Genomic DNA, 20,154 nt, shown 5'->3' on the forward strand with positions numbered 1-20,154 from the left:
ATGGAAGCATCTGTTGAGAAGCAACACGCTCTGTTGTCACAAGAAAAAATGCGAGAACTCATCAAAGAATCACAAGCGGGTGACAAAGAAGCTAGGCGAATGATGGTAGAAGGCAATACAAGACTTGTGTGGTCCATCGTTCAACGCTTTGCTTCGCGTGGTGCGGATTTAGAAGATTTATTTCAAATAGGCTGTATTGGCTTGATGAAATCAATAGATAAGTTCGATTTATCCTATGAGGTGAAGTTTTCAACGTATGCTGTACCGATGATTGTGGGAGAAATACAACGTTATTTACGTGATGATGGAATGGTGAAAGTAGGCCGTACCATTCGTGAGTTAAGTTATAAAATTCGTCATGCAACCGATGATTTCTTTAAGAAAAATGGACGTTCACCCTCCATTTCAGAAATGGCGGAAATATTAGAAGTAAAACAAGAAGATATTATCCTAGCCTCTGATGCGCTCCGTGATCCTGCCTCGTTGCATGAACAATTGTATGAGAGTGACGGAGACAGCCTGACGTTAATGGATCAACTGCGAGACGATAGATCAGAGAGGGTATTCGACCATATTCCGTTACGGGATGTCATTACTCGGTTGAATAAACGTGATCAGACGATCATTTATATGCGCTATTATTTAGATTACACACAAAGTGATATTGCGAAACGTATTGGAATATCACAAGTACAAGTATCACGGTTGGAAAAGAAAATTCTAGCTCAAATGAAAACATGGATGGGCGCAGATGCCGAAGAAGCGCTCGAGAAGGTGAGGAGACCGTAATTTGACCGATACACTATTTACGTCCATACGAGAAGGGGAAAGGTGGTTCATCAACCAGTTTGGCAAAGACGAAACATATGATGCGACTAAACGGTTGATCCACCTATGGGATAAAGAAATACTTCTTCTGTATATGAACGGTTTAGTGGATGGAGTGGTCTTAACAACCTTAATGACAGAAATGCAGTATCGTAATGATTTATATACTAGTGAAGATGTGGAAAACATTGACCGTGCAATGATGGATTATTTTCCGTATCATTCGGTGGAAATCGTCAAGGATGAAGATCAACTCGCGAAAGTTATTTTAAGTGGGTTAGCTGTATTCATTATGAAAGATGGTTTCACATTCGCACTTGATGTGCGGTCATACCCAGGCAGAAATCCTGAAGAACCTGATACGGAAAAAGTCATACGAGGCTCAAGAGACGGTTTTACGGAAAACATCCTGACGAACACCGCATTAGTTCGAAGACGTTTACGTACAACGGAACTACGATTTGAAATGCATGAGACGTCCGTAAAAGGCAAAACGGACATTGCCATTGCCTTCATGAAAGGCGCCGCTAATGAAGGGCATTTAAATTTTGTGCGGGAGCGACTGGATGCATTGAAAACTGATGGCTTGACGATGACCGATAAATCACTCGAGGAATTTCTATTTAAACAAGGATTTCATCCGATGCCGTTCGTTCGGTATACGGAACGTGCGGATATATGTGCGGCACATTTACTTGAAGGACATATTGCGATCATCGTGGATACGTCTCCTTCCGTCATTTTAGTACCTGTTACGCTTGTGCATCATCTGCAACATGCGGAAGAATATAGACAAGCGCCTTTGATAGGTACTTTCATCCGGATGGTACGCTTCATAGGGACATTTTTAAGTCTAGTGATGTTGCCGTTTTGGTATTTGATGTCAGTCGAAAATCAATTCGTTCCAGAAGCAATCAAGTATATCGGTCCGAATGAATGGGGAGAAGTTCCGTTATTTGTCCAATTGTTAATAGCTGATGTCGGTATAGAAGTGTTGCGGATGGCCGCAATCCATACACCTACACCGCTGTCGACCGCGATGGGACTCGTTGCTGCTATCGTCATTGGGCAAGTGGCGATTGACGTAGGCTTGTTCTCTTCGGAAGTGGTTTTATACGTGGCGGTCAGTGCTATTTTAACATTTGCCATTCCGTCATTTGAATTAAGTATTACGACAAAAGTGTTCAGGGTTTTCTTGTTAGTTTCCACAGCGTTACTAGGGGCCCCGGGCTTTTTCATAGCACTTGCTGTAATTTACTATTATTTATGTTCATTAAAACCGATGGATGTGCCATATTTGTGGCCGTTCACTCCATTCTTCCCGAAAGCTTTGTTGCGTGTGTTGATTCGTTTCCCTATGACAATCGACGATCCACGGCCGTTTATCACGGAATCGCCGAACCGTGATAGAATGTCATAGGACGATTTAGACATTCCGCATGTCGTTGCCACTTCCCGTCTTTTTGTGATAAAGTTATCTGAGAGAATTCGGGAGGGGTATGGGACATGCATCTTTATGGAACACAGGCAGTGAATGAAAACGGTCATCTGACAATCGGTGGAGTGGACGTTTCAGAACTGGCTACACAATACGGAACACCAGTTATGGTCTATGATACAGAGTTATTCAAAGAGCGTGCGCAGGCATTTAAAGAAACTTTTGAGAAAAAAGATATTAAAGCACAAGTTGCGTATGCGAGTAAAGCCTTTTCTTCAATCGCGATTTATCAACTGGCAGAACAGCAAGGATTGTCTCTTGATGTTGTTTCAGGTGGAGAATTGTATACGGCTGTAGCCGCAGGATTCCCACGTGAGCGGATTCATTTCCATGGCAATAATAAAAGCAGAGAAGAACTAGTATATGCATTTGAAGAGAAAATTGGATGCATCGTAGTCGACAATTTCTTGGAAATCGACATGATCAAAGAAATTGCGGACGAGCGAAAGCAAACAATGAATGTCTTAATCCGTGTAACACCGGGCATTGAAGCACATACACACGACTATATTACGACAGGTCAGGAAGATTCAAAGTTTGGTTTTGATTTGAAAAATGGTCAAACGAATCAAGCATTCCTAGCTTTGCACGATCATCAATACATTTATTTCCTTGGCATGCATTGTCATATAGGCTCGCAGATTTTTGAAACCGATGCATTCAAATTTGCAGCAGAAGTGTTGATGGAAAGAATGGTTGAGTGGCGAAAGAATTATCAATTTATCTGTCCGGTCTTAAATCTGGGTGGAGGATTTGGTATTCGCTATACTGAAGAAGATACGCCGCTTGAGCCAGCTGTCTATGTAGAGGAAATGGCAGATGTAGTGAAAAAGATGGCAGAGGAATATGAATATCCAATTCCTGAAATTTGGATTGAACCCGGCCGCTCGCTTGTCGGAGATGCAGGAACGACCATTTATTCTGCTGGCAGCACGAAAGTTGTGCCGGGTGTCCGTACATACGTAGCAGTAGATGGCGGAATGTCTGATAATATTCGCCCGGCTTTATATGACGCGCACTATTCTAGTGCACTTGCAAACCGGATGAACGAACCACATGACCAGCAATGGACAGTTGCAGGGAAGTGCTGTGAGTCAGGTGATAAGTTAATTGAAAAAGCCCATTTGCCCAAAGTGGAAACCGGTGATTTACTAGCTGTCTTTTGTACAGGAGCCTACACGTACTCCATGGCCAGCAATTATAACCGTTTGCCTCGACCTGCCGTTGTCTTTGTAGAAAAAGGGCAACATCAGTTAGTGGTAAGACGCGAAACTTACGAAGACATCATTAAATTAGACCTTCCGTTGCAATCAGATGAGAAGGAGAGTTTCTGATGAAAAAGAAAAATGTCATTCTTTTCGTTTCAATTGTTGCGATGGCTATAATTTGGGGAGTCATCTATTGGTATTTTGTTGTTCCTGTAATTGATCCGCGTTATAAATAATGCGCGAGTTGAAGAAAACGGTGTAATGGTGTAAACTGTACAAAGGATTTCTGAAAAGAAGGGGTTACTATTGAATCTTATTCGATTTAAGAAGGCACAAGAGAAAATTGCTATGGGCTTTTTATCTTATATCCCTAGTGAGAAGATGTTATGCAAATTACAAGAGACTGTTCAGCAATATCTGTGTGACGAACAGTGGCAGCTATTTCTTTACAAAGAAGCAGAAGATTACATCGGATTAATAGGGGTAGAAGTCAACGACAGCGACAAGGTGTACACTATTCAGCATATTTCGGTCAACCCATCTTTTCGTGGAGAAGGAATTGCCTTTAAGATGGTGAAGGAATTGCAGGAGATCTATCCAGGATACGGCTGTAAAAGCACGGACTTTACAGAGCCATTTATACAAAGTTGTTTAAGAAAAGAAGAAGGCGCAGATCTTTAACGGCTGCCCTTCTTCTTTTCTTCACGTTGTAAAAGAATATCTGACCTGTCTCGTTGCATATGCTTATGAATAACAGACGTGCTGTTTTTAGGTAGTAATACCATCCGTGGCTTGGATTTCTCTGCTTCCACTTGCAACCCTGGAGAGATTGGAAGCTGGAATGAATAGAAATCTTCACCTGTTTCAATGCGTGTAAGACAATGCTCTAGCTGCATGATGATTTCAGCAATAGACACTTCTTTAAGATAGTCATCAAATTGTACAGGCATCTCGCGGAAGCGTGTGATGGCTTTGTTCAAAGTACGCGAAGCACCTGCTGTATTTCCTCTGCGCCAATGATATAATCCAGTAGCCATAAGAATATAGCCTGTTAGCGGATGGTCTTTTGAAAAGTTCTCTTGTTCTTTCCAATATTCCTCCAGCACTTCATGGCACTCGAAATAATCTTGATTGTCATTGAAATACACAATAAACTGTAGAAAAAGAGGATGGTAGTAAGGGTGCATCCGAATCATTCCTTTCTGGTTAGGTAGGTTGGTGAAAATGAGTTATAGTGTAAAACTCGAAGTCTTCGAAGGACCGCTTGATCTGTTATTGCATTTGATCAATCGGCTCGAAATTGATATTTATGACATCCCCATGGCGGAGCTAACACAGCAGTACATAGAACATTTGCATGCCATGCGCGTTCTTCGATTGGATGAATTAAGTGAATACCTTGTACTGGCAGCGACGTTGCTTGAAGTAAAAAGCAAAATGCTGTTGCCGGTCAATGAAGAAGAAGCGTTCATCGAAGAATTCGGTTATGAGGAAGACCCGCGTGAAGAATTGATTGCTCGATTAATGGAATATCGAAAGTTTAAAGAAGCGGCCAACTCTCTTCGTGAATCCGCAGCATATCGCGATGAGCATTTCACCAAGGAGCCTGAAGACTTAACGGATTATGGTGAACCGCTTGTAACCGAGACGGAAGATCAGCTAAATGTTTTTGACTTGATTGGTGCATTTCAGAAAATGCTACACAGAAAGAAACTCAAGCTGCCTCTTACAGCGAGTATAACAAAATCTGAACAATCTGTCGGGGATAAGATGTCATCGATCATGAGTAAGTTAGAACTATGTGGTGGAGAATGTGATTTCCATGCACTTTTTGAAACGACAACTGTACCTGAGCTCGTATTAACATTTTTATCATTGCTCGAACTAATGAAATTGCAAGAAGTGAAAGTACGACAAAGTAATAATTTTGAAGAATTACGAATCTCGTTGATCTGAAGGGATGATAGGAATGGACATCGAAACCCGTTTCATTGGGATGACGGAAAGTTTTTTATTCGTTGCAGGTGAAGAGGGGTTAACTCTTGCACAGTTAGCCACATTGTTAAAATGCGGAGAGCAAAAAGCAGAACAAGTACTGAATTTGTTACAAGAGGCATATGACGAAGATGACACACGTGGCATAACGTTAAAAAGTTATGGCGGAAGTTTCCGCTTAATGACGAAGAGTGAATGGGCAGATGACATCAAAAGAATGTTAGAAGATCCAAAACCGTCTACGTTTACACAAGCGGCACTCGAGGTGCTTGCCATCATTGCTTACAAGCAACCTGTAACGCGCGTAGAGATCGATGACTTGCGTGGTGTAAAGTCTGAGCGTGCATTGTCTTCATTGGCAGGTAAAGGCTTCGTAGAGGAAGTAGGGCGCATGGATGGACCTGGCCGGCCTATCTTATATGGTACGACAACTTTTTTCCTAGATCGTTTTGGACTGACATCGCTCGAAGATATGCCCCCGCTGTCACTTGACGAAGAACAGGAAACATCGGAGGAAACGGATTTATTCATGACAAAATTCCAAGAGGCATTTTCCATTACAGAAGAAGGAGGACATGATGCTTGAGAAAGATTTTGGTCATCGTTCTACTGATAGTTGGATTATTGATGAATCCCGTAAGTAGTCAGGCGGCAGGTTCGTCTTTTGCAGTAATAGATGGAGAGAATGGTAGGTTGTTGATGGGATCAAATGAACATGAACCACTACCCATCGCAAGTTTAACTAAAATGTGGACGGCTTATACTTTTTTGGAGTTAAAGCCCCATGAAGAAGAGACGGTCATTTCCTCAGATGCCGCAACGGCAGAAGGGTCATCTATTTATCTCGAAACGGGTCAAGTAATGAAGACGAAAGATCTGTTATACGGCCTCATGCTTCGTTCAGGTAATGATGCAGCGTCGGCACTGGCTGAACATGCAGGTGGGTCACTTGAAGGATTCGTCTATTTAATGAATGAATTGGCGCAAAGTCACGGATTGGAGCAGACGCATTTTATGAATCCGTCCGGTTTGCACGGTGAGCATCATCTGGCGTCTGCATATGACACGGCTAAAATGTTGTACTTTGCCATGAAGAATCCGGAATTCCGTAAAATAGCTTCAACAAAGAACTATCCTTTTGAAACGGAACATGGTAAAAACAGTTGGCAGAACAAACATCGCCTAGTGCTATCTGAACCTACTGCTGTTGCAGGCAAAACAGGTTTCACAAAAGCAGCGGGACGTACATTGGCTACTTATTTTGAAAAGGATGGCAAGTCTGTCATTGTCGTTACGCTAAATAATGGAGACGATTGGCAAGTCCATAAACAGTTATCTCAGCAAGTATTTTCCGAATATCAATCGTATACAGCAGTGAAAAAAGGGAAGTATCAAGTATTTCCTCATATGACTGCAAAGTTGGATCAATCTGTTAAAGTACTTCTAACGAAAAAAGAGAAAAAAATGTTGTCCAATGTGTTACAGATTCCACAAGCAGATGAACAACAAAAAAAAGGTTATTGGTCTATTTATTTAGGTACAGAACCCATTAAGACGGTAGCGGTAGATATCATGACCGAAAAATGAATAGAAAACACACTATTTCGAAGATTGTCCTACACAGGTCAGTCTTCTTTTCATTTGACCCAAAGTGTGACATAATTTTTTCAGTATGTAACATCAAGGAGGAACCCATGGAAAGATTACAAAAGGTATTGGCACAAGCCGGCGTAGCATCAAGAAGAAAGTCAGAAAAACTAATATTGGACGGTTTAGTTAAAGTGAATGGTAAAGTCATAACGGAACTAGGTACAAAAGTTAGCAGAATGGACACAATTGAAGTAGAAGGCGTTCAACTGACAAAAGAAACACCTGTCTATTATCTACTTTATAAACCACGCGGTTATATCTCGACTGTAGATGATGAAAAAGGTCGTAAAACTGTAATGGATCTAATACCTGAAGTCAGCCAGAGAATATTCCCTGTCGGTAGACTGGACTATGATACATCAGGCGTATTGCTGATGACGAACGATGGAGATTTCTCGTATTTAATGACTCATCCAAAATTCGAAATTAAAAAGAAATATGTGGCTAAAGTAAAAGGAATCCCTTCTCGTGATGATCTTAAGAAGTTGGAGACGGGAATTGAACTAGAAGACGGTAGTACTGCTCCTGCGCGTGTGAAAATGACGAGCTCAGATAAAAAAACGAATTCTGCGATTGTCGAGATCACAATCCATGAAGGGCGTAACCGTCAAGTCCGAAGAATGTTCGATGCAATTAATTGTCCTGTGCAAAAATTAAAGCGTGAAGAGTTTGCTAACTTGACAACTCGCGGATTGAATGCCGGAGAAGCGCGTGAACTAACAAGGCATGAATTGAAACAACTACGCGTGTTAGCAGAAACAGGGAAGATCGGCTAAGAAAGTGTCAAAAGTTCACAAACCTATCACTAGTGCCGGACCAACTGATTTTATGTTTTGCTATAATAGCAGTTGGAATATAAATTAGACAGGAGGTTACATGATTGGCCAAAAATAAAAAGACTGTCAGGCTAATTAGCAGAACAGCCCTTCTATTAATTTTAGCTGCGATTATGATCTACGCAATTACTTCAAAAGATAAAGTAAAAGTCTTGGCGGAAGGAGATACAGCGCCTGATTTCGAGCTTATAGATTTAGAAGGAAATAAACATCAGTTGTCGGATTACAAAGGGCAAGGCGTATTCCTGAACTTCTGGGGCACATGGTGTCCACCTTGTAAAAAGGAAATGCCTCACATGGAGGATCTCTATAAAGAATTTGAAGCGAAGGGTGTACATATCCTGACTGTCAACGTAGGAGAACCGAAAGTGAAAATTGAACTTTTTAGAGACGACATGGACCTTTCATTCCCGATGTTATGGGATAAGAACAAAACCGTTATGGATTTGTATAATATCAAACCATTACCTACAACTTTCCTCATCAATCCAGAAGGAAAGATTACGAAAGTCATTAAACAGGGAATGACAGAGCAACAAATTTACGAGTATTTAGAAAGCATTCAACCAAAGTAAGGAGATTGTTACTCAATGAGCAAAATCAAATGCCAATGCGGGCATGAAAATCCTTATGGTACAGAGCTTTGTGAGAAGTGTGGTCGTCCCTTATCTGAAAAAGCAAAGAAAAGTGATATTGTAGATATGCGCTACGAGGGATCTTCTAGGAGATCCCAAACCTATAAGAGTTCCATTATCGATAAAATTTGGAACTTCTTCTCCAGTGTGAAGATTGGTGTCAGTATTATTGCAGCGGTATTAATCGCGTCAGCAATTGGAACCATCTTTCCGCAGAAGTTCTATGTACCTGCCACTACGCCGGAAGGCTATTTGGAATACTATGAGCGTCTGTATGGTACGGTAGGAAAGCTTTATTATGAGCTAGGATTTTATGATATGTATAATAGCTGGTGGTTTAAAGTCCTAGTCGGTATGCTTGCAACGTCTATTATCATCGCAAGTATTGACCGTGTGGTTCCGCTTTATAAATCACTTAAAAAGCAACGTACACGGCGTCATCCTTCCTTTATGAAGCGTCAGCGAATTTTCGGGGAAGGCGATGTCCGAAATACGAAGGAATCCCTTGCAAAAGCAGAAGAGAAACTACAAGCAATGCGTTACAATGTGAAGAGGGAAAATGGTGCAATTTTAGCTGAAAAAAATCGTTTTTCACGCTGGGGCCCATATGTTAACCACGTCGGATTAATTATTTTCATTTCTGGTGTTTTGCTAAGAGGAATTCCGGGTTTTTATGTTGATGAAGCGATGTGGCTTCGTGAAGGGGAAACACGTAATATCGTCGGAGCACCGGGATATGTGCTGGAAAATAAAAAATTCACGTTAGAGAATTATACAAAAGAAGAAGCAGCTGAAGTATTCGGTGAGGCGTTGGAGAAAAACGGTATGATTGCTAAATCGTATACAACAGATGTTACGTTGTATAAACAAGATGAGGGAGCACTTCCTGGTAGTGAAAGCCTTAAAAAAGTGAAAGATTACGCTATCAATGTCAACAAACCATTGAAATTTGATGGATACAATGTTTTCCAGATGGATTATAAACTGGACGAGCTTAAAAACATGACATTTCATTTGGTGAAGAAATCTTCTGAAGAATCTCTGGGAGAATTCACGGTAAATTTAAGTGATCCGGCGAAAGTATATGATCTTGGAAATGGATCTACTGTCAATATGCTCGGTTTTTATCCGGATTATGATGGAATTAAAGACGGGGAACCCTATTCAAAGTCACCTGTTCCAAATAATCCAGCATTCATTTTTCAAATGAACACACCGGATAAGCCAGAAGGTGAAAAGAGTTTCGTTGCAATTCGTCAAACGCTAGAAGTAGAAGAGAACGACTATGCGATTAAGTTTGCAGCTGCAGAGACTCGAAACATTTCCGGTTTAACAATTCGCAAAGATAAAACTTTATATATCCTCTTACTCGGTGGTCTAGTATTTATGATTGGTGTTATTCAAGGTATGTACTGGCAACACCGTAGAGTATGGATCCAAGAAGATACAGAAGGACATCTATTGATTGCTGCACATACGAACAAAAACTGGTTCTCATTGCGTAAAGAGCTGGATACATTACGAGAAACAGCAGACTTGCCTGCTTATATAGATCGTCAGGATCCTGAGTTGGACAAGCCAGAACAGGAAGGGGACGAGGAAATATGGACTTAGTTACCATTAGTAGTAACTTATTATTTGTTTCATTTGTTGCTTATTTAGTAGCGACGCTCTTTTTTGGGGGCGCTATAAAAAAGTCGAAATCAGAAAAAGCTTATCATAATAGTAAGTGGGGAACGATCGGTTTAGTTATTACTATCATCGGGTTCCTTTCTCACTTGGGCTATTTCTTTACAAGATGGGCTGCGTCAGGTCATGCACCGCTTAGTAATATGTTCGAGTTTACAACTGCGTTCGGCATGATGCTCGTAGGGGCTTTCATCATGTTATATATTATTTACCGAACACCATCACTTGGATTATTTGCGTTGCCAGTTGCGATTATTATTATTTCATATGCAACGATGTTCCCAACGGAAGTCACTCCACTAATTCCCGCGCTTCAAAGTAAATGGTTGTTCATTCACGTAATTACGACGGTTATTGGTGAATCGATCCTGGCGATCAGTGCGATAGCGGGTCTTGTATTCTTAGTGAAGAATATCGATATGACAAAAAAATCTAAATCACGCTTTTGGATAGAAGCGGTTATGTATACGTTAGTTCTAGTTCTTGGTTTTGTTGTATCTTCTACGACTTTCAACGTCATGAACTATGAAGCAGAATTCACGTATATAGATAAAGATGAGGCACCAGCGGAAATTACGTATCACATACCTCCATTATTCGGAATGAATGAGTATGAAGCTATGACACCGGAGAAAATGACACCTTGGGTTGAGTTGCCTCCGATTATCAATGCACAAAAACTGTCTTCTCTTGTTTGGTCTATAGCTGTAGGGTCAGTGCTTTACGTATTATTACGCCTAATTGCACGCAAGCCTCTTGCCGCGGTATTCCAACCGTTAGCGAAGAAGGCGAATTCTCAACTGATGGATGAAATTGGCTATCGTGCTGTATTGATTGGTTTTCCAGTCTTTACGCTCGGTGCGTTGATATTCGCCATGATTTGGGCACATGAAGCCTGGTCACGATTCTGGGGTTGGGATCCGAAAGAAGTGTGGGCACTCATTACATGGTTGTTCTATGCTGCATTCCTTCACTTGCGTTTATCAAAAGGTTGGGAAGGTAAAAAGTCTGCATGGCTTGCTGTCATCGGATTTGTTATCATCATGTTCAACTTAATTGCTGTAAATTTAATTATTGCAGGTTTACACTCATACGCATAATCTTCGACTGCATGACATTCATTGTCATGCAGTCTTTTTATTTCTTTTTATAGGTCAGTAATTGTACAATGGTGTTAGAAGGTTGTCGAAAGGGGTAATGAATTGTGGAAGAAACTGTGAAGCTCTTAGTGGTGGATGACGAGGATCGCATTCGTCGCCTGTTGAATATGTATTTATCTAGGGAAGGTTATGAAATTGAAGAAGCGGTCGATGGAGCCGATGCGTTAGAAAAAGTGTTTGCTGGACAATACGATTGTATACTGCTCGACGTTATGATGCCTGAGAAAGATGGCATGGAAGTATTAGCTGAACTGCGTGAAAATAAAATTATGACACCTGTTATTTTATTGACAGCAAAAGGTGAGGAAGCAGACCGTGTAAGCGGGTTTGAAAGCGGTGCAGATGATTACATCGTGAAACCATTCAGCCCAAGAGAAGTAGTCTTACGCGTAAAAGCTATGCTCAGACGTTCAGTTGCATTTCCGAATGTATCGTCTAACACAACATCGAAAGATTTAGTCGTCTTCCCGCAGCTGACGATTGATCATGACGCACACCGTGTAACAGCTGAAGGTAAAGAAGTTAATTTAACACCGAAAGAATATGAGTTATTATATTTCCTAGCGAAATCACCGGACAAAGTATTCGATCGTGAACAATTGCTAAAAGAAGTATGGCATTACGAATTCTTTGGAGATTTGCGTACAGTGGATACACACGTCAAACGGCTACGTGAAAAATTGAGCCGTGTTTCAGAAAGAGCAGCGAAAATGATTGTCACCGTTTGGGGTGTCGGATATAAGTTCGAGGTTCCAAACGAATGATGAGAATATGGAATTCAATTGTCGGGAAGCTATGGGCCACCATATTGCTTCTCGTTTCCTTTGTCTTGTTTATCGTGACACTGTTCCTACTCGAGTTTCTAGATAATTTCCATACGAAACAAGCAGAAGAATCCTTGCAAAGGGAAGCAGCCACCATCAGTAAAATTGTCAATGATCAGAGCGGACAAACGGCCGATTCCATGCACCAAATTATAGAGGATATTCTCGACATGGAGACGAATGCCATTGTAGTGGATCAACAAGGTGATATTTTGTATTCATTTCATACGTCCCCAAGTAAAGAGGAGATTGAAGATAAATTGCTGTCCGAAAGCAGTTTATACGAGTCGCCGGAACCGGGGAAGCAAAAAGTGAAAGAAATGATACTGCCTTCATTGACTGAGCAAGACGTCATGGAGCAATTTTTGATTCTATCCTATCCATTCGAACAAGCTAGCGGTGAACAAGCGAGTGTACTCATGTACCAAAGCCTCGATGCTGTGCACCGTACGACGAAAAGTACAACTAATATCGTCTTCCTATCCGCATTCATCGCGTTTATTTTGACTACGTTCTTTGCATTTTTCTTATCTACACGGATTACATTGCCATTGCGTAAGATGAAGCAAGCGGCGTTTGAGTTGTCTAAAGGAAACTTTGATACGCATTTACCTGTTGCGCAAAATGATGAAATTGGTCAGTTAGCAACTGCTTTCAATCAAATGGGACGTCAACTGAAATATAATATTGAATTGATTAAACAGGAGAAAGAACAGCTTTCTAGCATTCTTACGTCTATGACAGATGCAGTCGTGACGTTTAATCAAGATTATTCAATTCTTTTGAAAAACCCGCAAGCTGAGTTACTGTTGAAGAAATGGTATGGGTACAATCAAAAAAATCATCATCCATTGCCTAAAGAAGTTTTCCATATGCTTGAGCATGCCATTTCATTCGCAGAGGAAGTGGAAGACGAGTTGGAATTAGGCGGACAGTTTTATGTGATCTCTATCAGTCCTTTATATAGTGAAAATAGTATCCGTGGAGCGGTGGCAGTATTTCGTGATATGACGGAACAACATAAACTGGATAAATTACGTTCGGATTTCATCGCAAACGTATCGCATGAATTACGAACACCCATTTCGATGTTGCAAGGATACAGTGAAGCCATCATAGATGATGTAGTGAGCACTGAAGAAGAACGTATGGAAATGGTCCAGATTATTCATGATGAATCCAAGCGTATGAGCCGCCTCGTCACGGACTTGTTGAATTTAGCAAGAATGGAGTCAGGCTATATTCAACTGAATAAAAGCCCCCTATCAATTGTGGAGTTTTTAGAACGTATAGTGACAAAGTTCTCACAAGTGGCAAAAGACGCGAAAGTGGACTTGTCTTTGAAAACAGATGAGTTGAATACCCTAATGATAACGGCTGATGAAGATCGTCTAGAGCAAGTATTCACTAATTTGATTGACAATGCCATTCGTCATACTCCGGACGGTGGAGCCGTGACACTATCCGTCTACCGGTCTACCGGAATGCTTGATATAACAGTAGCTGATACAGGTGTCGGTATTCCTGAAAAAGATTTGCCATTTGTTTTTGAGCGTTTCTATAAGGCGGATAAAGCTAGAACAAGAGGAAAAGGCGGTACAGGACTTGGTTTGGCAATCGCAAAAAATATTATGGAAGCCCATAATGGTTCAATTTTAGCGTCACGTGGAGATGAAAAAGGAACAATCTTTATTTGTTCACTACCATTTGATGCACTAAACACATGAAACTTCTCTTAGATTGAAACGACTACTATAGAGCGAGGGGATTGAATGGATGACTCCGTTTTTCAACGATTATATGAAGACTATAACCGTGACGTATTCAACTTCCTCACTTATTTGACTCGCAATCGGGAGGTAGCGGAAGATTTGATGCACGAGGTATATGTGCGTGTTCTCAAATCATACGGCCGTTTTGAAGGGAAGAGTTCTGAGAAAACTTGGTTATTTGCGATTGCGAAAAATGTCTCAATCGACTTTTTCCGAAAACAATCGACCAGCATGAAACATACAAATATTCATTTCAATTGGGAAACAGAGCAATTAATTTCAATAGACCACTCGCCCGAACATTTAGTTGAAGCGGGCGAAGAGCAGAAACAAGTGCTTGAAGCGTTACACACATGTACGGGTGATCAGAAAATGGTCATCCTTATGCGGTTCTTCCAGGATCTATCGATTGCTGAAACGGCTGAGGTTTTAAGCTGGACCGAAAGCAAAGTGAAAACGACACAACATCGGGCAATCAAAGCATTAAAGGCGAAATTGGAAGCAGGTTCGGTCAGGGAGGATAGATGACATGAGCAGAGATAAATGGAATGAAGACAATCTCGAGAAACGTTTACGTGACATGCCGGTCGTGAAAGATCAGCGTTCTAAAGATGAGATTATGCAGCGGTTAAAAAGTGATTCAAGACTTTCTGGAGCGAATCAGCCTATAAAAAAGCCTTTCAAACCTAAATGGTCTTCACTTATTGCAATTGTTGCAGCGATTTTATTGCTCACCATCATCCTGCCGATATTCATTCAACAGAATAATGAAGTATCAATGGATAAAGCAACGACGGAAGATTCAGCTGATGCTATCAAGATGGAGAGTAATGAAGAAATGCAATCGAGCGAAGCAAGTGATGCATCTGTGTTTACAAGACAGGTCACAGCACCACTGTCGTACGCGGCCTATCCTGCTAATGTCGTGGATCACACAGCGTTTCATATTGGCCTTGTTACCGATCAGGCGACCGTTGTTCCAGTTACGTTCCTACTACCGAATGAAAGCTTGCATGAACGCTTAGGAGGCTCTTCGGATGCAGTGACACTTTATAACGAGTATGCAAATAAAATAGATGAAGAGGCGCTTGGATTTATAGAATATCATCCTTATAAAGCGATCATTTCTTCACATGGTCATCAAGTTCAAATGAAGTTTGCCACAGATCATACTTATGACGTGTCGAGTGCGACACTTGAGATGTTAAATTTGTCTCTACTAGATACGTTTCAAGGGTATGATGAAGTCGTGTGGCTACAAGAAGATGCTTCTGCAATTACATTGGATCAAGTAGGTCAAGTAGAGGAACCGATCACTTTGTTAGGTACGGTTTCGCATCAAGCATACTATCGATACATGAAGTCAGATGGGGAAGTAGTACTGTCCACTAATTTCGGCAAAACTTCCCCTACGGTAGAGCAAGCATTGATTGACATGAAAAAGTCACCGAATGATATGTATTCGACTTTGGTCCCTGAAGGAATTGACTTCACGGTTAAAGTAGAAAAAGATATGGTTAACGTGAAATTCACTGAAGTACTTAATTTAGAAAAGATGCAACAAGAAGAAGCGCTGCAATTGATAGAAGGCATTTTGATGACAGCGGCAAGTTTCGATAACTACGTAAAATTCGAACGAGTCGCACAAGAACAATGGATGGGATTTGATTTCACTCAGCCATTGGAAAAACCCATTGGTGTAAATCCAAAGTATTTAATTAACGAATAATTCTGTTTTGTAAACTTGTGAAGTTTACAAAACAGTTTTTTTGCGTTATAATAGGTTCATAACTAAATATTGATTCATCTTCGGGGCAGGGTGTAATTCCCGACCGGCGGAAATGAAGTAGAATACTACTTTTAGCCCGCGAGCTTAACAGCTGATTCTGGTGAGATTCCGGAGCCGACAGTATAGTCTGGATGGGAGAAGGTGAAGGTGCAGCCATCTTTTTGTGTACGCAAAAGTGGTGCTTGTTACCTGACGGATAAGTTTGTGTGATTTATCTGTTCTTAACAGTGCATTTTATTCTCCCTAAAGCATAATTTGCTTTAGGGATTTTTAGCGGAACAATGGATGAGCCAGCCTTTCCTCTTTTGAAGTGAATCGCAAAAGGAGAGAGGAACAAATGAATAATAAGAAGTTACGTAAGCTAATTTTGGTGGCTATTTTGGGAAGTATTTCAACTGTGTTAATGCAGTTCAACTTTCCAATCCCGGCAATGCCTGGATTTTTGAAGATCGATTTCAGTGATATTCCTGCTGTACTGGCTATCATGACAATGGGACCTGTTGCAGGTATAGGCGTAGAGTTATTGAAAAACGTCATGCATTGGTTCTTATCAGGAAGTCCAACAGGCGTACCGGTAGGGGAAGTCGCAAACTTTGTGACAGGTGTATTATTTATTATGCCAATCTACTGGATCTTTATGAAGTATCGTTCAGCTAAAGGTCTTGCATCAGGTTTGATCGCAGGTACAGTAGCGATGGCAGTAGGTATGAGCATATTAAATTACTTAGTGTTCTTGCCGATGTACACATATTTCCTAGGTATGCCAGCAGTCACAGGAGATTCGCTGTATCAGATGATCGTATTGGGGATCTTACCGTTCAACTTAATCAAAGGCGTAATGCTATTAGTCATCACGTTGATGTTATATAGAAGCATGGAGAAGTGGATTAATCAGCAACAAAAGAAATTATCGTTCTAAACAAATAAACGCCAGTCATCCTGAATATACGGGAGGCTGGCGTTTTTACTGTAAATAGAGGATTGGCAAGTGAGTACGAAGGAGTGAAAGCGCCACCTGAAGACGCTTTCCGAAAGAGCAAGCTGGGGTCGACCGAGTTTTTTGACCGAAACTTACGTTTGTAGTGGATGGACATAGTGCACTCACTTTCTGCGGTGGGTTACGCATTGTGCTCTTTGAACGTATTTCAGTGAAAATCCTGATCCCAACATCCCGTCAGTTTATTCTATATACGGGAATTTGTTATGCACTCGCTTACTAGTTGCGGCTATATTTTATTCAACAAATAAAAAACAACACTTCCATATGGGAGGAAGTGTTGTGAGGACTGAATCAATCTTCATATTTTAATGGATCGCCTTCGAAGGCTTCATCCGCAATTTTAATTGAATCTGTAGGGCAGCCATCGTATGCATCCTCGAGATCCTCCATCAGTTCTTCTGGAACTTCAGTGTTTCCCATGTTATCATCTAAAATAACAAATGCAATTCCCTCATCGTCATAATCATAGATATCCGGCGCAGCAGCTCCGCAGGCCCCGCAGGCTATACACGTATCCTGATCGACAATCGTAAACTTTTTGCTAGACATTTGTCTTTCTCCCTTCTTCCATTCACTCAACCTATTTTGTATCTACTCTATTCTAAAGCTGTTTTCATCACTTTTCAACAAAAATACGCAATTTCTTCAAGGAGGGCGCGCAAATGAGTTTGGATTCAATCTTATTAACGATCTTTCAACGCCTCCATGGTGAGCGTTCAGCGCAAGGTGTCTATCATATACTTCGCGGAAAACGGTCAGGGCAGACGTTACAAGACGTTGAATATTATCAAGTTAAATCATACTATGCATTGTTGCCACAATTGACGGCAAGCGAATTCCAGCAAGCGTTAGAGCGAATGCAGGCTGACGGACTGATCTTAATAAATGAACTCGTCTATGTGACAGCAAAAGGTCAGATGGCGACGGGTAGTGAAATTTGGCGATTTAATGGCTGGAATTACCGAGGACGTGAAAGAGAGTTTGGAAGACGGTTGGCCTTGCTAGTACAGACGTTGTCCAATTTACGCAGCGGTGAGACGATGTTCATGCCAATCCAAAAGGAGTTGCCTACCCAGCAATTTATCAAAGGACTTTTACGTAATCAATCAAATAGCATGACTAATCTATCCATATCATTGCGAAAAGAATTGGAACACGCGCTAATTCATTCCTCATTATCAGATTTGCAACGTACGATAGTGACTAGTCGATTGACGGGATACGGGCTTACCGCGTCTACTTGGGAACAGCTGGCGGCTAGTCTAAACGTATCGGCTAAGACTATACAACTTTACTATTTAGAAGCATTACATATCTTGCTCGATTTCCTACTCCAGCAACCGAACATGCCTTTGCTGACAGAATTAGCAACGGACTGCAGAGTGGACACATATTTGACGCAATCTGCTGAACGGACACGGAAACTATACGAGCGAGGCTATTCGCTGGAGCAAATTGCCTCACTACGAAATTTAAAATTGAGTACTATAGAGGATCATTTCATTGAATTAGCGGCCAATATGGATAACTTTCCATATGAAGAATTTGTAACGAAAGAACAAATGGTTACGGTTTGGCGTCATGTTGAACAGTTGCAGACTAAACGATTGCGTTTGTTGAAACAGCAATGCCCGGAATTGTCGTATTTTCAACTGCGATTAATCATCATCATGGAAGGGAGAGAGAGCTGATGGAACTTCAGAAAGTATTGCATCAAAAGTTTGGTTATGAATCATTTCGACCTGGCCAACAAGAAGTGATTACGGAGTTATTGGCTGGACGAGATACTGTGGCAATATTTCCAACGGGTATGGGGAAGTCACTTTGCTATCAATTACCCGCCTACATGCTTGAAGGAGTAGTGATCATCATCTCTCCGCTCGTTGCGTTGATGGAAGATCAAGTGGCCAATTTGAGAAAACATAAAGAAAAACGTGTGGTCGCTATCAATTCATTTTTATCTAGGAAGGAAAAGGAGTTGGCGCTCTCTACTATGGCGCAGTATAAGTTTATTTTCTTATCGCCTGAAATGATGATGCAACAACATGTCCGGCAGCTAGTTCAACAACTGCATATTGCTTTTTTTGTAGTAGATGAAGCTCATTGTATTTCAGAGTGGGGGTTTGACTTTCGGCCCGACTATTTACGGCTAAAAGAACTGTTCTCATTCACAGAAAGAGCACCTGTATTGGCATTAACTGCTACTGCGAATAAAAAGGTAGTAGAGGACATCATCACTTACTTACGCTTAAGAAATCCTCACATACAACGACAGCCGATGGATCGTCCTGCTATATCCTATCGTATTGTGCATGTGGATAATGAATCGGCAAAGACTGAGTGGATTAGTGAAAGACTAGCTACGACGATTGGGCCTGGCGTTATTTATGTGGCGTCACGAAAACGTGCGGATGAACTTTCGGCCATAATTCGAGAGAGAGGAATCCCAACAGCAAGTTATCATGGCGGCAAAGAACAGGATGAACGATCCATTATTCAAGAACAATTTATACAAGGTGAGCTCGAGTGGATTTGTGCTACCAATGCATTTGGTATGGGAATCCATAAAGATGATATCCGGCAAGTTATTCATGAACATCTACCTGCTACGCCAAGCGCATACATTCAAGAAGTAGGACGTGCAGGACGTGACGGGGATAAAGCTGCGGTCACTCTTTTGTATAGTGAGCGTGATAGTCAGAAAGTAAAGTTCATAGTTTATGAGGATCTGCCAGATGAACAGCAAATCTTGTATTATCATTCTTTACTGCAATCAGGCACGGGGAGTCAATTGGCTGCCGAGCAAGCTGGACTATCGGAAATAGCTAGTCGTTTACTTGATTATTATTTGGAACAATATGATGTGGAAAATGTTATTCGACAAATCCAACAAATATATCAAGTGAAAGAGAAGCAAATTGCGGAAATGGAGAGCTATGTAAAAAGTGATAGTTGTTTGCGTGAAAGATTGGTACAGTTTTTCGGTGAAAATATTTTGCCGGCAGAAAAGGATTGCTGTTCAAACTGTCAAAATCTTGATGATGACTGGCTGATTAAGTCAGAAGCATCAACTAAACAAGAAACTGAAACGTTACAATGGCATGAACGTCTGCACCAGTTATTAGGTTGAAGAAGGCTGTGTGTATTTACATTCTAGACAAAATTCGGCATAATAGAAGAAGATGAGTTTGTGAACGGACGTACTTTTCACGGATGAATAGAGGAATTGCATCATATAATAGCAACAGACATTATGCGGTGTGAAGGAGA

The 20,154-nt window shown here is 41.1% G+C and carries 20 protein-coding genes and 1 riboswitch; of the genes, 18 read left to right on the top strand and 2 right to left on the bottom strand.

Going from position 1 to position 20,154, the window contains the following annotated elements:
• The 4 genes from CSV60_RS03635 (at window position 1) to CSV60_RS03650 (ending at window position 4,215) form a co-directional block, all read left to right on the top strand.
• Complete coding sequence (locus CSV60_RS03635) at window positions 1-789, top strand: SigF/SigG family RNA polymerase sporulation sigma factor (RefSeq protein WP_099631528.1); 789 nt, start codon at window positions 1-3, stop codon at window positions 787-789.
• 1 nt (window position 790) lies between these two features.
• Window positions 791-2,248: a spore germination protein gene (locus CSV60_RS03640; protein WP_099631529.1), complete on the top strand. Its 1,458-nt coding sequence runs from the start codon at window positions 791-793 to the stop codon at window positions 2,246-2,248.
• An 86-nt stretch (window positions 2,249-2,334) separates the two neighbouring features.
• Window positions 2,335-3,660, top strand: coding sequence for a diaminopimelate decarboxylase (lysA, locus tag CSV60_RS03645; RefSeq protein ID WP_099636001.1), 1,326 nt, complete (start codon window positions 2,335-2,337; stop codon window positions 3,658-3,660).
• Window positions 3,661-3,840: 180 nt separating this feature from the next.
• The gene (locus CSV60_RS03650; protein WP_233189526.1) at window positions 3,841-4,215 is read left to right on the top strand and encodes a GNAT family N-acetyltransferase; all 375 of its coding nucleotides are present in this window, start codon (window positions 3,841-3,843) and stop codon (window positions 4,213-4,215) included.
• On the opposite strand, the gene CSV60_RS03655 is transcribed toward CSV60_RS03650, so the two are convergent.
• Window positions 4,212-4,721 (bottom strand): DUF309 domain-containing protein, encoded by a 510-nt coding sequence (locus CSV60_RS03655; protein ID WP_099631531.1) that lies wholly within the window; start codon window positions 4,719-4,721, stop codon window positions 4,212-4,214. The genes CSV60_RS03650 and CSV60_RS03655 overlap by 4 nt on opposite strands.
• A gap of 37 nt (window positions 4,722-4,758) precedes the next feature.
• Between CSV60_RS03655 and CSV60_RS03660 the strand changes: the two genes are divergently transcribed.
• The 12 genes from CSV60_RS03660 to CSV60_RS03715 all read left to right on the top strand — a co-directional run bounded on the left by CSV60_RS03660 (window position 4,759) and on the right by CSV60_RS03715 (window position 16,803).
• On the top strand, window positions 4,759-5,490 hold the full coding sequence (locus CSV60_RS03660) for a segregation/condensation protein A (protein ID WP_099631532.1): 732 nt from the start codon (window positions 4,759-4,761) through the stop codon (window positions 5,488-5,490).
• A 13-nt stretch (window positions 5,491-5,503) separates the two neighbouring features.
• Window positions 5,504-6,115, top strand: a complete 612-nt coding sequence (gene scpB, locus CSV60_RS03665) for an SMC-Scp complex subunit ScpB (protein WP_369802714.1) — start codon at window positions 5,504-5,506, stop codon at window positions 6,113-6,115.
• Window positions 6,112-7,116 carry a D-alanyl-D-alanine carboxypeptidase family protein gene (locus CSV60_RS03670; RefSeq protein ID WP_233189527.1) on the top strand — a complete coding sequence of 335 codons (1,005 nt, stop codon included), beginning with the start codon at window positions 6,112-6,114 and terminating at the stop codon, window positions 7,114-7,116. The genes scpB and CSV60_RS03670 overlap by 4 nt, the downstream gene beginning before the upstream one ends.
• A gap of 107 nt (window positions 7,117-7,223) precedes the next feature.
• Window positions 7,224-7,955 (top strand): pseudouridine synthase, encoded by a 732-nt coding sequence (locus tag CSV60_RS03675; protein WP_099636002.1) that lies wholly within the window; start codon window positions 7,224-7,226, stop codon window positions 7,953-7,955.
• A gap of 104 nt (window positions 7,956-8,059) precedes the next feature.
• Window positions 8,060-8,590 carry a thiol-disulfide oxidoreductase ResA gene (gene resA, locus CSV60_RS03680; protein WP_099636003.1) on the top strand — a complete coding sequence of 177 codons (531 nt, stop codon included), beginning with the start codon at window positions 8,060-8,062 and terminating at the stop codon, window positions 8,588-8,590.
• A 15-nt stretch (window positions 8,591-8,605) separates the two neighbouring features.
• Window positions 8,606-10,264 (top strand): cytochrome c biogenesis protein ResB, encoded by a 1,659-nt coding sequence (gene resB / locus CSV60_RS03685; protein ID WP_099636004.1) that lies wholly within the window; start codon window positions 8,606-8,608, stop codon window positions 10,262-10,264.
• Window positions 10,255-11,439 carry a c-type cytochrome biogenesis protein CcsB gene (ccsB, locus tag CSV60_RS03690; RefSeq protein ID WP_099631537.1) on the top strand — a complete coding sequence of 395 codons (1,185 nt, stop codon included), beginning with the start codon at window positions 10,255-10,257 and terminating at the stop codon, window positions 11,437-11,439. The genes resB and ccsB overlap by 10 nt, the downstream gene beginning before the upstream one ends.
• 104 nt (window positions 11,440-11,543) lie before the next feature.
• Complete coding sequence (locus CSV60_RS03695; RefSeq protein ID WP_085133365.1) at window positions 11,544-12,263, top strand: response regulator transcription factor; 720 nt, start codon at window positions 11,544-11,546, stop codon at window positions 12,261-12,263.
• Window positions 12,260-14,050 (top strand): ATP-binding protein, encoded by a 1,791-nt coding sequence (locus CSV60_RS03700; protein WP_099636005.1) that lies wholly within the window; start codon window positions 12,260-12,262, stop codon window positions 14,048-14,050. The genes CSV60_RS03695 and CSV60_RS03700 overlap by 4 nt, the downstream gene beginning before the upstream one ends.
• 45 nt (window positions 14,051-14,095) lie before the next feature.
• Window positions 14,096-14,623 carry an RNA polymerase sigma factor SigX gene (locus CSV60_RS03705; protein WP_099636006.1) on the top strand — a complete coding sequence of 176 codons (528 nt, stop codon included), beginning with the start codon at window positions 14,096-14,098 and terminating at the stop codon, window positions 14,621-14,623.
• 1 nt (window position 14,624) lies between these two features.
• The gene (locus CSV60_RS03710) at window positions 14,625-15,824 is read left to right on the top strand and encodes a GerMN domain-containing protein (RefSeq protein ID WP_099636007.1); all 1,200 of its coding nucleotides are present in this window, start codon (window positions 14,625-14,627) and stop codon (window positions 15,822-15,824) included.
• 72 nt (window positions 15,825-15,896) lie between these two features.
• A riboswitch (FMN riboswitch) is annotated at window positions 15,897-16,031 on the top strand.
• A 190-nt stretch (window positions 16,032-16,221) separates the two neighbouring features.
• Window positions 16,222-16,803, top strand: coding sequence for an ECF transporter S component (locus CSV60_RS03715; RefSeq protein ID WP_099636008.1), 582 nt, complete (start codon window positions 16,222-16,224; stop codon window positions 16,801-16,803).
• Between the two features lie 372 nt (window positions 16,804-17,175).
• Here the strand turns inward: CSV60_RS03715 and CSV60_RS03720 are convergent, their stop codons facing one another.
• Window positions 17,176-17,433, bottom strand: a complete 258-nt coding sequence (locus tag CSV60_RS03720) for a ferredoxin (protein WP_099631542.1) — start codon at window positions 17,431-17,433, stop codon at window positions 17,176-17,178.
• 113 nt (window positions 17,434-17,546) lie between these two features.
• Here CSV60_RS03720 and CSV60_RS03725 point away from each other — a divergent pair, with 113 nt between their 5' ends.
• Entirely contained in the window at window positions 17,547-18,575 is a 1,029-nt protein-coding gene (locus CSV60_RS03725) for a YpbB family protein (RefSeq protein ID WP_099631543.1), read from the top strand.
• On the top strand, window positions 18,575-20,014 hold the full coding sequence (locus CSV60_RS03730; protein ID WP_158232922.1) for a RecQ family ATP-dependent DNA helicase: 1,440 nt from the start codon (window positions 18,575-18,577) through the stop codon (window positions 20,012-20,014). The genes CSV60_RS03725 and CSV60_RS03730 overlap by 1 nt, the downstream gene beginning before the upstream one ends.
• Window positions 20,015-20,154: the final 140 nt, after the last annotated feature.

The sequence above is a fragment of the Sporosarcina sp. P7 genome, from assembly GCF_002743425.1.
GTDB lineage: Bacteria > Bacillota > Bacilli > Bacillales_A > Planococcaceae > Sporosarcina.

Excerpts from the sequence above, each read along its gene's own strand:
- scpB (WP_369802714.1), top strand. The coding sequence starts at position 5,504 with ATGGACATCGAAACCCGTTTCATTGGGATGACGGAAAGTTTTTTATTC.
- CSV60_RS03710 (WP_099636007.1), top strand. The coding sequence starts at position 14,625 with ATGAGCAGAGATAAATGGAATGAAGACAATCTCGAGAAACGTTTACGT.
- CSV60_RS03660 (WP_099631532.1), top strand. The coding sequence starts at position 4,759 with ATGAGTTATAGTGTAAAACTCGAAGTCTTCGAAGGACCGCTTGATCTG.
- CSV60_RS03700 (WP_099636005.1), top strand. The coding sequence starts at position 12,260 with ATGATGAGAATATGGAATTCAATTGTCGGGAAGCTATGGGCCACCATA.
- resB (WP_099636004.1), top strand. The coding sequence starts at position 8,606 with ATGAGCAAAATCAAATGCCAATGCGGGCATGAAAATCCTTATGGTACA.
- CSV60_RS03720 (WP_099631542.1), bottom strand. The coding sequence starts at position 17,433 with ATGTCTAGCAAAAAGTTTACGATTGTCGATCAGGATACGTGTATAGCC.
- CSV60_RS03715 (WP_099636008.1), top strand. The coding sequence starts at position 16,222 with ATGAATAATAAGAAGTTACGTAAGCTAATTTTGGTGGCTATTTTGGGA.
- lysA (WP_099636001.1), top strand. The coding sequence starts at position 2,335 with ATGCATCTTTATGGAACACAGGCAGTGAATGAAAACGGTCATCTGACA.
- CSV60_RS03705 (WP_099636006.1), top strand. The coding sequence starts at position 14,096 with ATGGATGACTCCGTTTTTCAACGATTATATGAAGACTATAACCGTGAC.
- CSV60_RS03635 (WP_099631528.1), top strand. The coding sequence starts at position 1 with ATGGAAGCATCTGTTGAGAAGCAACACGCTCTGTTGTCACAAGAAAAA.
- CSV60_RS03730 (WP_158232922.1), top strand. The coding sequence starts at position 18,575 with ATGGAACTTCAGAAAGTATTGCATCAAAAGTTTGGTTATGAATCATTT.
- CSV60_RS03655 (WP_099631531.1), bottom strand. The coding sequence starts at position 4,721 with ATGCACCCTTACTACCATCCTCTTTTTCTACAGTTTATTGTGTATTTC.
- CSV60_RS03675 (WP_099636002.1), top strand. The coding sequence starts at position 7,224 with ATGGAAAGATTACAAAAGGTATTGGCACAAGCCGGCGTAGCATCAAGA.
- ccsB (WP_099631537.1), top strand. The coding sequence starts at position 10,255 with ATGGACTTAGTTACCATTAGTAGTAACTTATTATTTGTTTCATTTGTT.
- CSV60_RS03725 (WP_099631543.1), top strand. The coding sequence starts at position 17,547 with ATGAGTTTGGATTCAATCTTATTAACGATCTTTCAACGCCTCCATGGT.